16 protein-coding genes are annotated in these 18,841 nt (G+C 58.5%); 4 read left to right on the forward strand and 12 right to left on the reverse strand.

Annotated features, from left to right (window positions below):
• Positions 1–391: 391 nt before the first annotated feature.
• The 11 genes from fnr to ccoN form a co-directional block, all read right to left on the reverse strand.
• Entirely contained in the window at positions 392–1,132 is a 741-nt protein-coding gene (gene fnr, locus ACFOJE_RS04670; RefSeq protein WP_377813105.1) for a fumarate/nitrate reduction transcriptional regulator Fnr, read from the reverse strand.
• A gap of 129 nt (positions 1,133–1,261) precedes the next feature.
• Positions 1,262–2,638 carry an oxygen-independent coproporphyrinogen III oxidase gene (gene hemN, locus ACFOJE_RS04675; RefSeq protein WP_377813106.1) on the reverse strand — a complete coding sequence of 459 codons (1,377 nt, stop codon included), beginning with the start codon at positions 2,636–2,638 and terminating at the stop codon, positions 1,262–1,264.
• Between the two features lie 112 nt (positions 2,639–2,750).
• Positions 2,751–3,434: a sulfite exporter TauE/SafE family protein gene (locus ACFOJE_RS04680; protein WP_377813107.1), complete on the reverse strand. Its 684-nt coding sequence runs from the start codon at positions 3,432–3,434 to the stop codon at positions 2,751–2,753.
• Positions 3,427–3,648: a cbb3-type cytochrome oxidase assembly protein CcoS gene (gene ccoS, locus ACFOJE_RS04685; protein WP_377813108.1), complete on the reverse strand. Its 222-nt coding sequence runs from the start codon at positions 3,646–3,648 to the stop codon at positions 3,427–3,429. Before ccoS ends, ACFOJE_RS04680 begins: the two co-directional genes overlap by 8 nt.
• 52 nt (positions 3,649–3,700) lie before the next feature.
• Positions 3,701–6,106 carry a heavy metal translocating P-type ATPase gene (locus tag ACFOJE_RS04690; protein ID WP_377813187.1) on the reverse strand — a complete coding sequence of 802 codons (2,406 nt, stop codon included), beginning with the start codon at positions 6,104–6,106 and terminating at the stop codon, positions 3,701–3,703.
• Positions 6,107–6,178: 72 nt separating this feature from the next.
• Positions 6,179–6,682, reverse strand: coding sequence for a FixH family protein (locus ACFOJE_RS04695; protein ID WP_377813109.1), 504 nt, complete (start codon positions 6,680–6,682; stop codon positions 6,179–6,181).
• A 12-nt stretch (positions 6,683–6,694) separates the two neighbouring features.
• Positions 6,695–8,104, reverse strand: a complete 1,410-nt coding sequence (gene ccoG, locus ACFOJE_RS04700; protein ID WP_377813110.1) for a cytochrome c oxidase accessory protein CcoG — start codon at positions 8,102–8,104, stop codon at positions 6,695–6,697.
• Between the two features lie 136 nt (positions 8,105–8,240).
• Positions 8,241–9,161, reverse strand: coding sequence for a cytochrome-c oxidase, cbb3-type subunit III (gene ccoP / locus ACFOJE_RS04705; protein WP_377813111.1), 921 nt, complete (start codon positions 9,159–9,161; stop codon positions 8,241–8,243).
• Positions 9,158–9,343, reverse strand: coding sequence for a cbb3-type cytochrome oxidase subunit 3 (locus ACFOJE_RS04710; protein ID WP_377813112.1), 186 nt, complete (start codon positions 9,341–9,343; stop codon positions 9,158–9,160). Before ACFOJE_RS04710 ends, ccoP begins: the two co-directional genes overlap by 4 nt.
• Positions 9,344–9,349: 6 nt before the next feature.
• Positions 9,350–9,958, reverse strand: a complete 609-nt coding sequence (gene ccoO / locus ACFOJE_RS04715) for a cytochrome-c oxidase, cbb3-type subunit II (RefSeq protein ID WP_377813113.1) — start codon at positions 9,956–9,958, stop codon at positions 9,350–9,352.
• Positions 9,958–11,397: a cytochrome-c oxidase, cbb3-type subunit I gene (gene ccoN / locus ACFOJE_RS04720; RefSeq protein WP_377813114.1), complete on the reverse strand. Its 1,440-nt coding sequence runs from the start codon at positions 11,395–11,397 to the stop codon at positions 9,958–9,960. Before ccoN ends, ccoO begins: the two co-directional genes overlap by 1 nt.
• 383 nt (positions 11,398–11,780) lie before the next feature.
• Between ccoN and ACFOJE_RS04725 the strand changes: the two genes are divergently transcribed.
• Together ACFOJE_RS04725 and ACFOJE_RS04730 are read left to right on the forward strand one after the other, a co-directional pair.
• Complete coding sequence (locus tag ACFOJE_RS04725; RefSeq protein WP_377813116.1) at positions 11,781–12,482, forward strand: alpha/beta family hydrolase; 702 nt, start codon at positions 11,781–11,783, stop codon at positions 12,480–12,482.
• Positions 12,483–13,771: 1,289 nt separating this feature from the next.
• The gene (locus ACFOJE_RS04730) at positions 13,772–14,416 is read left to right on the forward strand and encodes an alginate O-acetyltransferase AlgF (RefSeq protein ID WP_377813117.1); all 645 of its coding nucleotides are present in this window, start codon (positions 13,772–13,774) and stop codon (positions 14,414–14,416) included.
• A 73-nt stretch (positions 14,417–14,489) separates the two neighbouring features.
• On the opposite strand, the gene acnA is transcribed toward ACFOJE_RS04730, so the two are convergent.
• Complete coding sequence (acnA, locus tag ACFOJE_RS04735; protein ID WP_377813118.1) at positions 14,490–17,168, reverse strand: aconitate hydratase AcnA; 2,679 nt, start codon at positions 17,166–17,168, stop codon at positions 14,490–14,492.
• A 164-nt stretch (positions 17,169–17,332) separates the two neighbouring features.
• Here acnA and rlmM point away from each other — a divergent pair, with 164 nt between their 5' ends.
• The gene (rlmM, locus tag ACFOJE_RS04740) at positions 17,333–18,382 is read left to right on the forward strand and encodes a 23S rRNA (cytidine(2498)-2'-O)-methyltransferase RlmM (RefSeq protein ID WP_377813188.1); all 1,050 of its coding nucleotides are present in this window, start codon (positions 17,333–17,335) and stop codon (positions 18,380–18,382) included.
• A gap of 102 nt (positions 18,383–18,484) precedes the next feature.
• Positions 18,485–18,736, forward strand: coding sequence for a sulfurtransferase TusA (gene tusA, locus ACFOJE_RS04745; protein ID WP_377813119.1), 252 nt, complete (start codon positions 18,485–18,487; stop codon positions 18,734–18,736).
• The last annotated feature ends 105 nt before the right edge of the window (positions 18,737–18,841 follow it).

An 18,841-nucleotide genomic window follows, 5' to 3' on the forward strand; every position in this document is an offset into this window, starting at 1 on the left:
CGTCGGCCTTCTTCTTTGCTCTTCAAGGCACAGGTATCTCTGCGCCGTAGAGGCTAGTCCCTTTCAAGGCCTTTGGGTGAGGTCGCTCTTCAGGTTCGTAGGGGCAGGTAGGGCATCGTAGGGCGAAGTGCTGGCGCGATTTGAAAAGCAGGCACTAGAGAGCCATGACGCGATTGGCGCTGGAGCGGGTGATGCTGGTTTTCTCGGTGGTTGAGCCTATGTCACGGGTATCGGATGGGCTTACGCTTTTTGCTGCATGACGACGTGTGCTAGATAGGCAGCCTGACGGTGACCTCTCTATGGGCGTGGTTTGTAGGCACGAGGGAACCAGGAAAGAATCATCAGGGCGAATTGCATTCGCCCTGATGATTCTTGTAAGGCAGCGGAGCTGTCAGCCTTCTAGATGGCCGCCAGCCAGGGCGCATAGCTCGATGGAGTTGAGGATGTGCACTTCCTTGCCCTCTGCGGCGATCAGCTCGTTTTGCTGGAAGCGGCTGAAAACGCGCGAGACAGTTTCCACTGCTAGCCCTAGATAGTTACCAATCTCATTGCGCGACATGGCCAGGCGGAACTGGTTGGCAGAGAAGCCGCGCGCGCGGAAACGGGCGGACAGATTGATCAAGAAGGTGGCGATACGTTCGTCTGCAGTTTTCTTCGACAACAGCAACATCATTTGTTGATCGTCGCGGATCTCGCGGCTCATGACCCGCATCAACTGGCGACGTAATTGCGGTAACTGGAGAGCCAGTTCGTCGAGACGCTCGAAGGGGATTTCGCATACCGAGGTTGTTTCCAGCGCCTGGGCCGAGACTGGACAACTGTTGCTGTCCATTCCTGAAAGCCCCACCAGTTCGCTCGGCAGGTGGAAGCCGGTGATCTGCTCTTCGCCATTATCGCTGACGCTGAAGGTCTTCAGCGATCCTGAGCGTACCGCGAATACCGAACTGAATCCGTCGCCCTGCCGATATAGATATTCGCCCTTCTTGAGTGGCTTGCCCCGCTTGACGATTTCATTTAGTGCATCAATGTCCTCGAAATTCAGCGAGATCGGTAGGCACAAGGCAGCAAGACTGCAGTCCTGACAATGGGTGTGATGTGGATGTGTCTGGCGCACCTTGGTTTTATCCGACATGGAGGCTTTTTCCTTGCAGATGGAGCGAATTCGGCAAGGATACCTTAGGCGCGGGCTCGTGCCAAAAGCTTCGATGGGATACGCCGCAGTCTCACGGCAGTGCGGTTAAGGAAAAATGCTGGAATTAGCTTAGATGATGCGGGAAAGGCGCTGTCCGTTCTGTACTTCCAGATAGTGGTCGAAGAGCGTGCACACAGACCGCACTAACAGGCGCCCGGCCGGAAGAACATCAATACCTTTTGAGGTCAGGTTGATGAGTTTATCTCGGGCCATGCTTTGCAGTTGAGGCCAAGTCGCAGAGAAGTATTCCCTAAAGACAATATCGAACTGCTTTTCGATTGAAGTGAAGTCCAGATGGAAGTCGCAAATGAGCTGCTGGATGACCGTCCGGCGTATCCGATCATCTTCGTTGCAACGAAGGCCACGAGTCGTTGGTAGCCGACCCTCCTCGAGGCTATTTTGATAGGCCTCAATGTCGTTGGCGTTCTGGCTGTAGAGATCGCCGATCTGGCTGATGGCGGAAGCACCTAGACCGATCAGGTCGCAGTGGCCATGAGGGGTATAGCCTTGGAAGTTGTGCTCTAGCCTGCCCTCTTCTTGGGCAATGGCGAGCTCATCGTCGGGCAGGGCGAAGTGACTCATGCCCACATATTGATAACCCGCAGCAGTCACTTGTTCGATGCTGTTATGCAATATGCTCAGCTTTTCGGCGGGAGAGGGCAAATCGGTAGCGTTGATCCTTCGTTGCGGCTTGAATCGTTCCGGAAGGTGAACGTAATTGTATATCGATAGCCGATCGGGTTGCAGCGCGATGATTTCCTCGACGGTACGGGCAAAGCTTTCCGACGTTTGTTTCGGCAGCCCATAGATCAGATCGATATTCACCGAGCGGAATTCCAAGGTGCGAGCGGCCTCGACGATGGCACGGGTTTCTTCGAGGCTCTGCAGGCGGTTCACAGCGCGCTCGACTTCGGGATCCAGATCTTGAACACCGAGGCTGATGTGATTGAACCCAAGCTCCCGAAGCAGCCCCATGGTCGACCAGTCGGCTTCGCGGGGATCGATCTCGATACTGAAGTCTCCGCCGGGAGCGAGTTTGAAATGCCGACGTAGGCAATCCATGAGTCGGCGCAATTCGCTATGGCTTAGGAAAGTAGGGGTCCCTCCGCCAAGGTGCAACTGCTCGACGCGTTGCTGTGGGCCGGTATGACGGCTAATTATCTCGATTTCTTTTTCCAGCCGCTCGAGATACGGCAGTGAGCGCCCCCGATCCTTGGTGATGACCTTGTTGCAAGCACAGTAGTAGCAGATGTGGGCGCAGAACGGGATGTGTACATATAGCGATAGCGGGCGCCTGGCCTGGCGACTCTCGTCTAGGGCTGCGAGCAGTTCGGATACCCCTATGCCCTCGTGGAACTGCGTCTCGGTGGGGTAAGAGGTGTAACGGGGGCCGGCCTGATCGTAGCGACGGATCAGGCTGGTATCCCATTCGATCAATGCAGGCATGAAGGGCTTCCGAGACGAGCTGTGTCGGAAGTCTAGTTCAAGGTGCTTCAGGGGCATCTTGACCTGTATCAAGCGGGAGGTCGACCCTCATCCGAGGCGATCCCTGGCGTTGTCAATGCCCCATCAACCAGTGCTGATGCGGCCCAGGAAGGGTCCAGAGGCCAAACAAGATGACCAGCATGCCTCCGGCGATCCGGATGCTTCTTTGACGGAGCAGTGCTGTCAGGCGCTCGGCCGCAAGGCCGGTGGCAATGAGTACGGGCCAAGTCCCGAGGCCGAAGACGAACATCAGCAGAGCGCTGTGCCAGGCATCCCCTTGGCTCGCCGCCCAAAGCAGGGTGCTGTAAACCAGACCGCAGGGTAGCCATCCCCATAGAGCACCGAGCAATAGGGCTCGTGGCCCGCTACTGACCGGCAGGAGGCGAGAGGCGACCGGCTGAATATGACGCCAGATACCATGGCCGAGGGCTTCAACGCGGGTTAATCCGCTCCACCAGCCAGCCAGATACAGGCCCATGGTGATCAGCAGCAATCCAGCGAGGAGACGCAGCGCAGTTGCCGCGGGACTGTTGGCGACAGCCCATCCGCCCAGTCCTAGTAGCCAGCCCGCCGCGGCATAGCTGAGTATCCTGCCTAGGTTGTAGGCCAGCAGCAGACGAAGGCGTTGGGTTCTTCGCTGTGGAGGGATGGCCAGCGTCAGTGCGCCCATGAGGCCACCGCACATGCCCAGGCAATGACCACCACCGAGCAGGCCGAGGATCAGTGCCGAGGCCAATAAAGGAAGAAGATCAGACACGCGGCGGCTCCCGATCCCGGGACCCGCCCTTCGAGTCTACCTCGGCCTGCTGGATACCCTCTTTGTGCGCGGGATCTTCGTCATCGAAGAGTATGCTGTGTGCCGGGCTGTCGAGGTCGTCGTACTGGCCATTGTTGACTGCCCAGAAGTACAGCCAGATGGCCAATCCGACCACAATCACGGCGACGGGGATCATTACATAGAGCGCGGCCATGGCAGGGACTCCTGTTCGATGGGGGCGTGTGCCCCTCTGTGATAAGCAGGCCCTAAGCTCGCATGCGGGTCAGCCGCAGAGCATTGAGCACCACCAGCAGGGAGCTGAGTGACATGCCGAGGGCAGCCCACAGCGGGGTGATCCAGCCGAGAGCGGCGAAGGGCAGCACCAACCCATTGTACAAGGTGGCCCAAGTCAAATTCTCTACGATGACGCGCCGGGTTCGTCGGGCAAATCCGAAGGCTTGTATGAGGCTTTCCAGGCGGTTGGACAGCAGCACGGCATCGGCACTGGTTTTGGCCAGGTCGGTGGCAGACCCCATCGCCACGCTGATGTCCGCACCTGCCAGGACAGGTACATCGTTGACGCCGTCACCGAGCATCAGGACCCGGTGGCCCTGTTCGTGCAGTCCTTGGAGCACGGCAAGCTTATCGTCTGGCGCCATTCCTCCACGCGCTTCGTCGATACCCAGTTGACCAGCGATCTCGCCGACCATGGGTGAAGTGTCCCCGGACAGCAGCAGAGTACGCCAGCCACGGGATCTGCACGCCTCAATCAGTGTCCGTGCGTCCTCTCTCAGGCGATCATTAAGCACCAGCCAAGCGAGCGGACCCCGGCTGTCTCCGAGCAGCAGCCACTGGCCCCGGTTCCCTGGTATCGCAGGAGCCTGGCCGCCGCTAAGTTCGGCGACGAAAGCCGGCTGACCGATGCGTAGTCTGCGTTCTTCGACGAAGCCTTCCAGCCCCTGTCCCGGAACGTTCTCGACCTTCTCAGCGGCGTGAGGAGAGCGGCCGAAGGCCAATGCGATAGGGTGCTCGGATCGGTTTTCCAGGGCTGCGGCCAGCGCTAGGCAGGCATCGCTATCCAGATCACGCAGCGGGTGCACTTCGGTGAGTGTCAGGCGGCCTTCGGTCAGAGTGCCTGTCTTATCGAAAATGACCGTGTCGATATTATTCAGCCCTTCCAGGACATGGCCGCGAGTCAGTAGCAGTCCCAGTTTGTGCAGACTGCCGGTGGCTGCGGTGAGCGCAGTCGGTGTGGCCAGCGATAGAGCGCAGGGGCATGTGGCGACCAGCAGAGCCAGGACGACCCAGAAGGCACGGCCCGCATCTATCTGCCACCAAGCGATGCCTACCAGTGCTGCCGCAATGAGGACGATGACCAGAAACCACTGGGCTACACGGTCGGCCAACTCGGCCAACTTGGGCTTATCGGCCTGAGCCCGTTCCAGTAGACGAACGATGGCCGAAAGCCGGGTATCGTCACCTAGTGCTTGGACCTCTATGGTCAACGGGCCTTCTACGTTGAGCGTGCCGGCGGTTACCGCATCGCCAACGGCACGGGGCTGAGGCAGGTATTCCCCGGTCAGCAAGGATTCGTCGATGCTCGATCGGCCCTGCAGAATGCGGCCGTCGGCTGGCAGCAGGCTGCCCGGCGGCACCAGCACGTGGTCTTTCAACTTAAGCTCGCTGAGCAGGATGCGTTCACTGTGCCCTTGAGCATTCAGTCGTAGGCAGGATGGCGGCAACAGATTGACAAGTTGTGCAGTTGCTGCAGCGGTTCGCTCTCGGGCCCGACGCTCAAGGAATCTTCCGGCCAAGAGGAACAGGGCGAACATCCCGACTGCATCGAAGTAGAGTTCACCCTGGCCCGTAAGGGTCGACCAGATCCCTGCGAAGTACGCCCCGCCGACCGCAAGACTGACCGAAACGTCCATGGTCAGATGGCGTGTGCGTAAATCTCGCCAGGCGCCCTTGAAGAAGTCGAAGCAGCAATAGAAAACGATGGGGGTCGTAAGCAGAAAGCTGACCCAGCGCAGGATCTTGTCCATGCCTGCCGATAGGTCCAGATTGAACTCCGGCCAGGTAGCCATGGTGGCCATCATCACCTGGATCCACAGTAGTCCGGCCACCCCCAGTTGTCTCAAGGCGCGACGGTTCTCGCGAGCCAATTGCTCGGCCGCGCGGTCGGGCTGGTAGGGGTGCGCTACATAACCGATTTGACGCAAAGATTTGAGCAGTTCGCTGAGTGGCAGACGGGAGTCGCTCCAGCGGACCTGCAGGCGATGGTTGGACAGGTTGAGGTTGGCTTCGGCGATGCCGTCCATGCTTCGCAGGTGTTTCTCTATCAGCCAGCCGCAGGCAGCGCAACTGATTCCCTCTATCAGCAGGCAGGTACTGGCGAGTTCGCCCTGGTGCTCAACGAAGGGCTTCTGGATTTCCCGGCGGTCGTATAGCGCAAGCTCGTCGCTCAACACCTGGGGCAGGGACTCGGGGTTGGCGGCGTTCTCGCTGCGATGCTTGTAGTAGCTCTCCAGGCCGCCGGCAACAATGGCCTCGGCTACCGCTTGGCAGCCAGGACAGCACATGGCACGTGTCTCGCCCAAAACGCGGGCGTGGAAATGGCTACCGGCGGGAACCGGCAGACCACAGTGGTAGCAAGGTGTAGGACTGGCCATGGATTGGTACAACAGGATGGCGGGGGAGGGCGTGTAGGACGGCGGCAACTGCGGCCGCCGTGCATCCACTTTTTACTTGCCGAGCTCTACGGTGACGCCTGGCTCGAGGTTGTGTTCCTCGAACAGGCGCCAATCCTGGCCGCCTTCCTGGCCGAGCACTTCGACGAAACGGCGCCCCTGAACCTCATCCTGCATCTGGCCTTGGTAGAGTCCGTCACCCTGCAATTGCAGAATGATGCGCCGATCCTTTTCTTGCTGGGTCGGCGAGATCAGGTTGAGGATCAGTTGCTGTGGGCGGCTGTTGCCACTCAGGCCGAGTTCAGCAACCCCGGTCTCCGTATCCAGAGTCAGGTGGGCTCGCATGTTGAGCCGTTGGGCTAGATGCTCCCGCTCCAGCGAGGTGTTGATCCCCTTGCCGGCATCGTAGTAGTTGTCCACCACCAGGCTGTCTGCCTGGCGGATGGATATCACTAGCATTGCCGTACCCAGCCCCATGGAGCAGAGCAGGATGGCGATGACGAACCAAGCCCAGAATTGCTTGTACCAACGGCTGGTTTCAGTGTTTGTCGAGTGCATGCGTTACCTTGTTTAGCGGACCTTAGGGCCGATGAAGCGGCTTTCAGCTCCCTGTTCGATGCCGGGGTCGTCCACAGCCTGAACCTTGAACATAATCTCATTGGTGCTCGATGGCAGCTTTTCCGGATCGATGGATAGTTCCACCGGGACAGAAAGAACCTCACCGGCTCCGGCCTTGACCTCGCGTTTGCCCTCGAAGATCAGCCCATCCAGACCTTCTGCATTGATTGCGAACGCGACGTCTCGCTGAGCTTTGTTCATGATCTTCAGGGTGTACACGTTCTCGATGCGCCCTTCCTCGTTTTCGCGGTAGAGCACGCGATCCTTGAGGACATCCAGTTCGACTAGCGAGCGGTGGGTCACGGCGTAGGTGAACAGTCCAGTCATGGCAGTCAGGGCAATCGCATAACCGATCAGGCGGGGACGCATGAGGTGGGTCTTCTGGCCAGACAGGTTGTGCTCGGTGGTGTAGCTGATGAGGCCTTTCGGATAATCCATCTTCTCCATGATGGAATCGCAGGCGTCGATGCAGGCGGCACAGCCGATGCACTCGAACTGGAGACCGTCGCGGATGTCGATGCCGGTCGGACAGACCTGCACGCACATGGTGCAGTCGATGCAGTCGCCGAGCCCTTGAGCCTTGTAGTCGATCCCTTTCTTGCGCGGACCACGTTTTTCGCCGCGGTTCGGATCATAGGAGACGATCAGGGTGTCCTTGTCGAACATCACGCTCTGGAAGCGGGCATAGGGACACATGTAAATGCACACCTGCTCGCGCAGGAAGCCGGCGTTGCCATAGGTGGCAAGCGTGAAGAATCCGACCCAGAACAGTGCCCATCCACCGATATTGAAGGTCAGCAGATCGGGAACCAGTTGGCGGATCGGGGTGAAGTATCCGACGAAAGTGATCGCCGTGAGCAAAGCAACACCCATCCAGATGGAGTGCTTGGCCAGCTTGCGGAGAAGCTTCTCGGCATTCATGGGCTGCTTGTCGAGCTTCAGGCGCTGATTACGGTCACCCTCGGTGACTTTCTCCGCCCACATGAAAACCCAGGTGAAGACGCTCTGCGGGCATGTGTAGCCGCACCAGACGCGTCCGGCGAATACCGTGATAAAGAACAAACCAAAGGCGCAGATGATCAAGAGCCAGGACAGCAGCATGAAGTCCTGGGGCCAGAAGGTAGCGCCGAAAATATAGAACTTGCGCTCAGGCAGGTTCCACCAGACAGCTTGGCGACCGTCCCAGTTCAGCCAGGCGGTACCGTAGAAAAGGGCGAAGAGAACTAGGCCGCCGACACGGCGCAGATTGCGAAAGTGACCGGTGAATGAGCGCGTTTGAATTTTCTTCCGGGCTGCATAGAGATCGACATGATCTTCTTTGCCGGGGGGGGTGATATTTTGAACGGGAATTTGATCACTCATCAATGCTTACCACTGCTAGGGGTGGGAATCCAGGCCGATGCTAGATCGGCCTGGATCATTTTACCAGCTGGTATAATGTATGCCTGACGAGTCGAAGCCGGGCGCGACATGATGTCACCCCCGGAAGGGCGGACGATTACTCCTCCGTAGCCTTATTCGACAAGCTGTACACGTAAGCAGCTACCAGGTGTACCTTGTCGTTGCCGAGGAAGTCCTGGTGGGCCGGCATACGACCATTGCGGCCATAGCGGATAGTCTGCTGAACCTGGGCGAAGCTGGAACCATAGAGCCAAGTATGGTCGGTCAGATTCGGAGCCCCCATGGCCTGCTGACCTTTGCCTTCGGGGCCGTGGCAGGCGACGCAATTGGTCTGGAAGATCTTCTGACCGGCGGCCAGGTCGGCTTCGACGCCTTCCGGAGCCTTAAGGCCGGAGAGGCTGCGCACATAGGCAGCGACGTTCTTGACGCCTTCTTCGCCGATCACGTCCTTCCACGCCGGCATTGCGGCCTGGCGACCAGCCATGATGGTGGTCTTGATGGTTTCACCGTCACCGCCATACAGCCAATCGTTGTCGGTCAGGTTCGGGAAGCCATAAGCACCTTTGGCATCGGAACCGTGGCACACGGAGCAGGTGGAGGCGAAAATGCGGCCACCCATCTTCAGCGCCTGTTCGTCCTTGGCTACTTCCTCAACCGGCATTGCGGCGTACTTCTGGAACAGCGGGCCGTATTGCTCATTGGCCTTGGCCATTTCCTTTTCGTACTCATGCACTTCGGTCCAGCCATCCTCATAGCCCGGCAGTTTGCCCTTCCAGTTGCCCAGGCCTGGATAGAGGATCAGATAGCCCACCGCGAAGACCACGGTGCACAGGAACAGCATGAACCACCATCTCGGCAGGGGATTGTCATATTCCTCGATGCCGTCGAAGGTATGACCCATGGTCTGATCGGTGCTGCCCTTGCGCTCGCCTCGGCGGGTCGCGAAGAGCAACCAGGTCAATGAGGCAATGGTGCCAAGGGACAGTAGGGTAATGTACCCACTCCAGAAAGAAGTCATTCGCTCTTGCTCCTAGAAGCTTGATCGTCGCGCTTCCTGGATTCGGGCTCGTCCGCGAAAGGGAGATTGGCGGCTTCGTCGAAGCTCTTCTTGCGCTTGCCGCTGAAAGCCCAGATCAGCATGCCGATGAAGGCAATCAACACAATGGCTGTGCCCAGTCCGCGGAGAGTCCCGATATCCATGATGCGTTACCGTTTGGTTTTGATGGAAGTGCCGAGAACCTGGAGGTAGGACACCAGGGCGTCCATCTCGCTCTTGCCTTGAACGGCTTCTTTGGCGCCAGCGATGTCTTCGTCGGTGTAAGGCACGCCGAGAGTGCGCATGGTTTCCATCTTTTTAGCGGTCAGCTTGCCATCGAGCTTGCCTTCGACCAGCCACGGGTAGGAGGGCATTTTCGATTCGGGCACCACGTTGCGCGGGTTGTACAGGTGCGCGCGATGCCAGTCGTCGGAGTAGCGGCCGCCCACGCGGGCCAGATCCGGACCTGTACGCTTGGAGCCCCACAGGAAGGGGTGATCCCAGACGCTCTCACCCGCCACAGAGTAGTGGCCATAACGCTCAGTTTCAGCACGGAACGGACGCACCATCTGCGAGTGGCAGCTGACGCAGCCTTCCCGGATGAAGATGTCACGGCCTTCGAGCTGCAGGGCGGTATAAGGCTTCATGCCCTCCACCGGCTTGTTGACCACGTCCTGGAAGAACAGCGGAACGATCTGGGTCAGGCCGCCGATGCTGACGGCGATAGTCATGAACAGGGCCATCAGGCCGATGTTCTTCTCAATTGTTTCGTGTTTCATCAGTGGGCAACCTCGACAATTTTGGCTGCGGCTTCGTATTCAGCGGGCTTGGCTACGCGCACGGTGCGCCAGGTGTTGTACGCCATCAGCAGCATGCCGGTGAGGAAGAAGGCGCCACCGATTGCGCGGACGATGAAGCCGGGGTGGCTGGCTTCCAGGGCCTCGACGAAGGAGTAGGTCAGGGTGCCGTCCTGGTTCACGGCGCGCCACATCAGGCCCTGGGTGATGCCGTTGACCCACATGGAAGCGATGTACAGCACGGTGCCGATGGTGGCCAGCCAGAAGTGAGCATTGATCAGGCCGATGCTGTGCATTTGCTCGCGACCGTAGACCTTGGGAATCAGGTGATACAGCGAGCCGATGGAAACCATCGCCACCCAGCCGAGGGCGCCAGCATGCACGTGGCCGATGGTCCAGTCGGTGTAGTGGGAGAGGGCGTTGACGGTCTTGATCGCCATCATCGGGCCTTCGAAGGTGGACATGCCGTAGAAGGCCAGGGAAACCACCAGGAAGCGCAGGATCGGGTCGGTACGCAGCTTATGCCAGGCACCGGAGAGGGTCATCATGCCGTTGATCATGCCGCCCCAGCTCGGCGCCAGGAGAATGACCGACATCACCATGCCCAGCGACTGAGCCCAGTCCGGCAGGGCGGTGTAGTGCAGGTGGTGCGGGCCTGCCCAGATGTAGAGGGTGATCAGCGCCCAGAAGTGGACGATGGACAGACGGTAGGAGTAGACCGGACGCTCGGCTTGCTTAGGCACGAAGTAGTACATCATGCCGAGGAAGCCGGTGGTCAGGAAGAAGCCCACGGCGTTGTGGCCGTACCACCACTGCACCATGGCGTCGGTCGCACCCGAGTAGAGCGAGTAGGACTTGAACAGGGAGACTGGAACCTCCATGTTGTTCACGATGTGCAGCATGGCGGTAACGAGGATGAATGCGCCATAGAACCAGTTGCCCACATAGATGTGCTTGGTCTTGCGCTTCATCACGGTGCCGAAGAACACCACTGCATAAGTGACCCAGACGACCGCGATGAGAATATCGATCGGCCACTCCAGCTCAGCGTATTCCTTGGTAGAGGTCATACCCTGTGGCAGGGTGATGATTGCCAGGATGATCACGGCCTGCCAGCCCCAGAAAGTGAAGGCGGCGAGGGTGTCGGACACCAGGCGGGTTTGGCAGGTACGTTGCACCACATAGTAGGAGGTGGAGAACAGCGCGCAACCGCCGAAGGCGAAGATTACCGCGTTGGTGTGCAATGGGCGTAGGCGGCCAAAGCTAGCCCACGGCAGATCAAAGTTGAGTTGTGGCCATACCAGTTGTGATGCAATCAGGACCCCAAGTCCCATCCCGATGACCCCCCAGACCACCGTCATAATGGCGAACTGGCGGACCACCTTATAGTTATAAGCAGTCTGACTCGTTGCTGTGCTCATGCTAAGGTTTCCACGGTTAATGGAGGTTTTTTGAAGGCAAAAATCGGCGGCAAGTATGGAGAAAGCAAGTAGCCATTGCAACGACACGAGCCGTCGTATTTCTGCGTTGAAAAGCCCGGCGGTAAAGGCCTCGCTTCGCTTCGTGGTGAGCCTTTTCGAGGGGGATGTTCCAAAAGAAAACGCCGTGTCAAGAGGGGGATCACCTTAAAATTATGTCAGGAATTTTAGTTCAACCCATCCCCTCTGAGGGCTTTCATGGTTCCCTCTGCGACACTTTGTCGCGCCATGTCGAGGGGCATGAGTCCCTCCATCGGGGAGAGCGACAGGCATATATGGTTACCAAATATGCCTGCAGCCAGTGAGTTCTATTCGTCGGAGAAAGCATGGGCAATGGGGTCGAGATCGGTATTGATATCGGTCAATGCGTGCAATCGGAAGATACACATTGGTTATGGAACAGCCTCGAGATATCTGCAAACAACGCCTCTCCAACCCTGATCTTGGCGCATGGCGCCGGCGCTCCAATGGACAGCCCTTTCATGACTGCCATGGCCAACGCCTTGGCGTTGTGCGGAATCTCCGTTGTGCGTTTCGAATTTCCCTACATGGCTGCTCGCCGTCTTGATGGGCGAAAGCGTCCGCCGAATCCCCAGGCCCAGCTGCTGGATTGCTGGAGAGCGGTACATGCTGGCGTGCGACAGCATGCCAAGGGCCCTCTAGCTATCGGGGGAAAGTCGATGGGTGGGCGAATGGCGAGCCTGTTAGCCGACGAGCTGGAGGCCGATGCGCTTATCTGTCTGGGCTATCCTTTCCACCCTGCAGGCAGGTCAGATAAACCCAGGGTAGGTCATCTAGCGCAGCTCAAAACGCCAACCTTGATCATTCAGGGCGAGCGAGATGCGCTGGGAAATCATTCGACCGTGTCGGGCTATGATTTATCTCCAGTAATCAAAGTGCACTGGCTGGCCGCTGCAGACCATGACCTGAGACCGCTGAAGGCTGCTGGTATAAGCCACTCTCAATATCTTGAAAATTCCGCCCAGGTAATTGCCGATTTTTTGTTTTCCTGCATTCAGCATCCGTGAAATAGAAAGCCCGGGTCTCCGGTAACTGGACAGTCATGATGCCGGTATTAAAGTACCTTGAAGCAGGCTGCCCTCAATAAGGACTGAGTGCCCTTAATGAGGGCGTGTCTTAATAGCAAAAGGCTATCGTGCATCCTTGTTTATAGCTATAAATATGGGACGTTTATGCTAACCCCATTAACTTTACTCATGTTTTGAGGGGGCGACCATCTTTTCGTATACAATACCCCGGTCTGGCATAACTGTTGCTCCTGGTGCATAAAGGAGATCATCATCTAGATGCCGGTAGTTAGTCATGCTTGGCTGAGTGCTATCAGTTTAGTAAAGCAAAGGCTTCATGAATTCTGTTCGCTTTAATATTAATTAGCCATCAGTGCTTTCGCAGCGAAACTGAGAGTTTATAAATACTTCATAGGTGTTCGCTTTTTTGATCAAAACGGTAAGGGATTTTGCCGTACCCTCCGCGCTCATTGAATATCAATGCTCGGGCAGGTAGACATAAGGAGAGATGATAAATGCTGAGCTATTCTTCTAACTCCCATAGCATGGTTGAGCCTGCCATCTGCGAGTTCCCACTCCCGTCTGCCATGCGGACTCCCATCATCCTGGCTCCATCTCCTGTACGACAGCGTCTCTCTGCATTGCAGCTTAACTAGTTAGACACTGGCAGTGCTGGATAAGTGCTGTTCATGCTTGCAGCGCAGCATGCTCTTGCTGTGCGATGGCTGAGTAGATGGGGACGATTCCTCACTTGGCCGGCAAGCCCCGTCCGGTGCAGGTTTTGGCAGATTTCAGACCCAGCCTCGCCGAATAACATGCGAAAAGATGTGCAGGAGGCGCTATGGGGTTGCATTCAATCGTCCAGCAGATTTGGGCTGGTATACCCACTGCGGGGATGATCTTCTGCTGGCTACTGTTCAGTTCAAGCGGGAGCCTCTTGCCAATAACGGAAGCGTCCAATGCAAGCGTATCTTCTGCGGAAGTCCGCAAGCCTGGCATGCATCCAGCCCTGCACCAGGAGACTGATAATCCGGAGTGGGCCGCTGACAGGCCGCTGACTAAGGATGCATCCCGTCTTGCGCGGAAAAACCATCAAGAAGGATACGAACAGACAGACGAACAGATCCCTCTCGTAATCAGTCGGCCGATCTGGCGCTTTTGATTGGCGGGAACATTTTGATGGATGGAAAAGTAGAAGTTTCAGGGAACCGTTGCGCTATGAATAGGACAAAGTTTCCTGAGCGCCATAGTGGCGCAGTCCGTCAAACTCGCTAAGGAAGTGCAAGCTGATGACCCGACAATCTGGATTCCATCCTTTAACCGTTCTGTTCACCATGCTCTTGGGACTGTTGTCCCTCCAGACGCATGCAAACGACGGTGCGCTTTATGCTCCGGCCGCTCCGAAAGGCTCGGCGTTTGTACGTTTACTTAATGCGGGCAATGAGCCGGTCAGTGCTGTGATCGCCGGTGTTACGATCAAGAGCGTTCCAAGTATGGAAAGCAGTTCTTTCAGTTTCCTGCCTGCCGGCAGCTACACCACCAAACTCGGCTCGCAGAGCCTTCCGGTAAAGCTCGAAGCTGACCACTACTATACGTTGGTTAACCTCTCCGATGGTGCGCCCAGATTGGTGGACGAGGTAGGTTTCAAGGACCGTCGCAAATCCCTAATGCGTCTGCATAATCTCACCGATCGCCAACTGAGCGTAAAAACCACGGACGGTAAGACCGAAGTGATCAGCTCCGTGGCACCCAGCGCACAGGGCGAGCGTGAGATCAATCCGGTGAAGATCCAGCTGGCCCTGTTCGAGGATGAGCGCCGTCTGGCCGAGGCGAAACCGGTGCTGCTCAAGCGCGGTGAGGTTTCCTCTCTGTTCGTCATCGGAAAGGCTGGCAAGGTGATTCCGGTCTGGGTCGAATCCAAGAGCGCGAATTGAGTTCCATCTTTCTGGTTCTCGATGCTCCACGTGCACCTGAAGCCCCAAGCGTAGCCGCTTGGGGCTTCACGGCTCAACTGCCGATCAGCTGTCGAAGTACGTGGTGCAGAATGCCGCCCGCCTTGAAATATTCCACTTCATTCGCTGTGTCGATGCGGCATAGCACCGGGAAGCTAGCCTGAGATCCATCCGTACGCTCGATTTCCACTGTCAGCAACTGATGAGGTTTCAGGGAAGTACCCGACAGCCCGCAGATCGATACCTTCTCTGAGCCATTCAGGGCCAGGCTCTGGCGCGTTTGCCCTCCAGTGAACTGTAGAGCCAACACGCCCATGCCGATCAGGTTGGAGCGATGGATACGCTCGAAGCTTTCGGCGATCACCGCTTTGATGCCCAGCAAGTTGGTCCCCTTGGCGGCCCAGTCTCGGCTGGAACCGGTCCCGTACTCCTTGCCTGCGATTACCACCAGCGGGACACCCTCACTCTGATAGCGCATAGCCGCGTCGTAGATGGGGAGCTTTTCCCCGGTCGGTTGGTAAAGGGTATTGCCGCCTTCCTCGCCGCCCAGCATCTCGTTCTTGATGCGGATATTGGCGAAAGTGCCTCGCATCATCACCTCGTGGTTTCCTCGCCGCGAACCATAGGAGTTGAAATCCTCGGGCTTCACGCCCAACTGCTGCAGGTAGAGGCCGGCCGGGGAGCTGGCTTTTATGTTGCCCGCCGGCGAGATGTGGTCTGTCGTGATCGAGTCGCCGAACAGCGCCAGGATGCGGGCGCCACGTACGTCCTGAGGCGCCTGGAGGGGAGTGCCGATACTGCGGAAGAAAGGAGGGTTCTGCACGTAGGAGGAGTTCGCATCCCACTGATAGGTGTCGCCGGCTCCGATGGCAATGCCTTTCCAGGCGTCATCGCCACTGAAGACATCGGCATAGCGTCGACGAAACATGTCCCCGTCGATCTGGCTGACCGCCGCCGAAATCTCGTCGCTGCTGGGCCAGAGATCCCTGAGGTAGACCGGTTGATTCTGTGCATCCTGGCCTAAGGGTTCCTGGGTGAGGTCGATACGGGTGGTGCCAGCCAGGGCGAAGGCCACCACCAGGGGAGGAGAGGCTAGCCAGTTGGCCTTGACTTGAGGATGCACTCGTCCTTCGAAATTGCGGTTGCCGGAGAGCACCGCGGAAACGATCAGATCCTGGTCGGTGATCGCCTGGGCAATGGGCTCGGGCAACGGTCCAGAGTTGCCGATGCAGGTAGTGCAGCCGTAACCGACCAGGTTGAACCCCAACTGGTCGAGATATTGAGTCAGTCCGGCTTTCTGCAGATAGTCGGTGACGACCTTGGAGCCAGGCGCGAGCGAGGTCTTGACCCACGGCTGACACTTGAGGCCGCGCTCGACCGCCTTCTTCGCCAGTAGTCCTGCAGCCATCAACACGCTGGGATTGGAGGTATTGGTACAGGAGGTGATCGCGGCGATGACCACTGCGCCGTGCTTCAGGGAGAAGCTCTCGCCTGGCACCGGTACTTCCAGGTCGGCTTGGGCCTGCCTGCCGCTGGTCGCCAGTAGCTGATCAAAGGTGGCGCCGATGTTCGGCAGCGAGACCCGGTCCTGCGGACGCTTGGGGCCAGCCAGAGAGGGTTGCACGCTGCCGAGGTCGAGCTCCAGCGTGGCGGTGAAACAGGGCTCCGGAGAATCGGCCGTACGCCATAGCCCCTGGGCTTTGCAGTAGGCTTCCACCAGTTCTATGCGCTGTTCATCGCGGCCGGTCAGACGCAGGTAGTCGAGCGTAACCCTGTCCACCGGGAAGAAACCGCAGGTGGCACCATACTCCGGCGCCATGTTGGCGATGGTGGCGCGATCGGCCAGAGGCAGATGGTCGAGACCGGGGCCGTAGAACTCGACGAACTTGCCCACCACGCCTTGCTTGCGCAGCATCTGGGTGACGGTCAGCACCAGATCGGTGGCGGTGATGCCTTCGTTCAGGCACCCATCCAGACGAAAGCCGACCACTTCCGGAATCAGCATCGACACGGGCTGCCCGAGCATCGCGGCTTCCGCCTCGATTCCGCCGACTCCCCAGCCGAGCACGCCGAGGCCGTTGATCATGGTGGTATGGGAATCGGTACCCACCAGCGTGTCCGGATAGGCGTAGGTTTCGCCATTTTCCTCGCGGGACCAGACTACTTGGCCGAGGTACTCCAGATTGACCTGATGGCAGATACCGGTACCCGGCGGGACGACCCGAAAATTGTCGAAGGCTTGCTGGCCCCAGCGCAGGAAAGCGTAGCGTTCCCCATTGCGTTGCATTTCCAGCGCGACGTTGTCGGCAAAGGCGCTAGGATCGGCGAAACGATCGACCATCACCGAGTGGTCGATGACCAGATCCACGGGGGAGAGCGGGTTGATCTTCTGCGGATCGCCACCGGCCCTGGCCACGGCATCGCGCATGGCGGCGAGATCGACTACCGCCGGTACCCCGGTGAAATCCTGCATCAGCACCCGCGCCGGTCGATAGGCGATCTCCGATTCGGAAGTGCGCGTCTTCAGCCAGACCGCGAGGGAGGTGAAGTCGCCGGTTCGTACGCTGCTGCCGTCTTCCCAGCGCAACAGGTTCTCCAGAAGGACCTTCAGCGAGAACGGCAGGCGGCTGATGTCGCCCAGGCTTTTCGCAGCTTCGGGAAGGCTGAAATACTGATAAGTCTTGCCGCCGACCTCGAGGCTACGCCGGCAGTTGAGGCTATCCAGGGAAGGCATCGGTCATTCTCCATGGCCCGTCTTGCAGGCCGGGCTGAGCGGGAGAGCCTTTTCAGGCTAGTCCGGCTTGCCGGAGCTGGCCAGTTGAGCGCCTTTGGAAAGAGCCTGCAATGCCCGAATTCGTTATCATGCGCGCCCTTGTCACGGCATCGAAGATCCAGATGATGAACTGCCTGTTGCTGCACTGTCGCCCCGGTTTCGAAGGAGAGGTTTGCGCGGAAATCAGCGAGCATGCCGGGCGCCTTGGGGTGGCCGGCTATGCCAAGGCCAAACCGAGCAGCGCGTACGTCGAGTTCGTCTGCAGCGAGCCGAACGGGGCCGAGCGCCTGATGCGTGGAGTGCGCTTCGCCGAGTTGATCTTCCCCCGCCAATGGGCGCGCGGGGAATTCGTCGAGCTGCCGGAAAGCGACCGTATCAGCGTGCTGCTGGATCGTCTTGCCGGCTATCCGGTCTGCGGCAGCCTCTGGCTGGAAGTGCTGGATACCAACGAGGGCAAGGAACTCTCCACCTTCTGCCGCAAATTCGAGGCGCCGCTGCGCAAGGCGCTGGGCAAGGCCGGCCGGCTGGTCGACGATCCGCTTAAGCCGCGCTTGCTGCTGACCTTCAGAAGTGGCAGGGAAGTCTTCCTGGGCCAGGCCGAGGCGGGCAACTCGGCGCAGTGGCCCATGGGCATTCCGCGTCTGAAATTCCCCCGGGAAGCACCGAGTCGATCGACCCTCAAGCTGGAGGAAGCCTGGCACCAGTTCATCCCCCGCGATCAGTGGGACGAGCGCCTGGCTCCGGCCATGACCTCGGTGGACCTCGGGGCCGCACCCGGTGGTTGGACCTGGCAACTGGTCAACCGGCACATGAAGGTTACCGCCGTGGACAACGGGCCAATGGCAGAAAGTCTGATGGAGTCCGGCCTGGTAGAGCATATCCGGGCTGACGGGTTCGTCTTCCGGCCGCGCCGACCGGTGGATTGGATGGTTTGCGATATCGTGGAGAAGCCGGCTCGTACCGCGGCCCTGATCGAAACCTGGGTCGGTGAAGGGCTGTGTCGGGAGGCAGTGGTCAACCTAAAGCTGCCGATGAAGCAGCGCTACGCCGAGGTGCGTCGTCTACTCGAGCGGATCGAGGATGGGCTGGCCGCCCGGGGAGTCAGGGTGTTGCTGGCCTGCAAGCAGCTCTACCATGATCGAGAGGAAGTGACCTGCCACCTACGGCGGTTGTAACGGTCGGGGTTGAGCCTGGGCCAGTGGTGGGAGGGATGAATACTGGATCGACTGCGTTTGTCCGTTGCCTCACAATAATCGACCGATTCAGCGGAGTAGCCCATGTCCCAGAACGATGCACTGTCCGTCGATGCCATCCTCGATGCCACCGGACTGAATTGCCCCGAGCCCGTGATGATGCTGCACAACAAAGTGCGTGACCTGCCGGCCGGAGGCTTGCTCAAGGTCATCGCGACCGATCCTTCCACTCGCCGCGACATCCCCAAGTTCTGCATCTTTCTCGGCCACGAACTGCTGGAACAGCAGGAAGATGCGGGTACTTACTTTTACTGGATCCGCAAGAAAGTCGAATAGTGCACTAGTCGATATTAGAAAGCCGGGCGGATTCTGGTATCTGCCCATGGTTTTTGTTCCCCATATAAGGGGGGAAGGTCCATCGAACAATACCCCGGTACGCCC

Source organism: Azotobacter bryophylli (assembly GCF_042643485.1).
Classification (GTDB): Bacteria; Pseudomonadota; Gammaproteobacteria; order Pseudomonadales; family Pseudomonadaceae; genus Azotobacter; species Azotobacter bryophylli.